This is a genomic window from Enterobacter cloacae complex sp. GF14B (assembly GCF_004136805.1).
Lineage (GTDB): Bacteria > Pseudomonadota > Gammaproteobacteria > Enterobacterales > Enterobacteriaceae > Enterobacter > Enterobacter hormaechei_C.
In genome coordinates, this window is sequence record NZ_QFRV01000371.1 from 1 (window position 1) to 917 (window position 917).

The 917-nt window shown below is 60.0% G+C and carries 2 protein-coding genes and 1 pseudogene; all 3 read left to right on the forward strand.

Features of this window, described 5'->3' with window-relative positions; translation table 11 throughout:
* Nucleotides 1-118, forward strand: a pseudogene (locus DD606_RS25695) (phage tail protein); the annotation flags it as partial.
* Complete coding sequence (locus DD606_RS25700; RefSeq protein WP_129259547.1) at nucleotides 111-557, forward strand: phage virion morphogenesis protein; 447 nt, start codon at nucleotides 111-113, stop codon at nucleotides 555-557. The pseudogene DD606_RS25695 and the gene DD606_RS25700, both read left to right, overlap by 8 nt.
* A gap of 68 nt (nucleotides 558-625) precedes the next feature.
* Nucleotides 626-917 (forward strand): phage baseplate assembly protein V (locus DD606_RS25705; protein ID WP_129259549.1); only part of this gene is annotated, 292 nt, incomplete at its 3' end.

A 917-nucleotide genomic window follows, 5' to 3' on the forward strand; every position in this document is an offset into this window, starting at 1 on the left:
TGATATCAGCCTGAACCTGCAACTGACAGAGCGTGTGATAGTCAGCGCTGACGGTGACGTGTCCAGCGTCGAAGCGGTGCCGGAACCGGACGAAATGTGGGCGGTGAGCCGTGGCTGAGGTGCAGGCAGTTGACGCCTGGTTAGATGCGTTGCTGGCGGAACTGGAGCCTGCCGCACGTAAGCGCATGATGCGGGATCTGGCACAGCAGCTGCGCCGCAGCCAGCAGAAAAATATCAGGATGCAGCGCAACCCGGACGGGACGGCTTACGAGCCGCGTCGCGTGACGGCCAGAACGAAACAGGGCCGTATCCGTCGGCAGATGTTTGCAAAACTCCGCACCACAAAATACCTGAAAACTACCGCCAGTGCGGACTCCGCCTGCGTGCAGTTTGATGGCAAGGTGCAGCGCATTGCCCGTGTTCACCATTACGGCCTGCGGGATCGCGTCAGCCGAAAAGGCCCGGAGGTCCGCTACGCAGAGCGCCGACTGCTGGGTGTGAATGATGAGGTTGAAACCGTCACCCGTGACACTCTGCTGCGCTGGCTGGCGGGGTGATCTTTGTACCACCGCTGGCACAAGCGTCCGCGCTGCCTCCCTTTTCCCTCTGATGGCAACCTTTCGTTATGAATGCACAACTGACCGAAATCATGCGCCTTATCACCAACCTGATCCGCACCGGCACCGTGACTGAAGTGGACCGGGAAAACTGGCTGTGCCGGGTGAGAGTGGGCGAGCTTGAAACCAACTGGATTAACTGGCTGACGCTGCGTGCCGGTGGTGCCCGTACATGGTGGTGTCCGTCGCCAGATGAGCAGGTGGTGCTGCTGAGTATGGGCGGCAATCTGGAAACCGCTTTTGTGCTGCCAGCCATCTACTCCAATCAGTTTGCGCCGCCATCGGATTCCGTGGACGGTT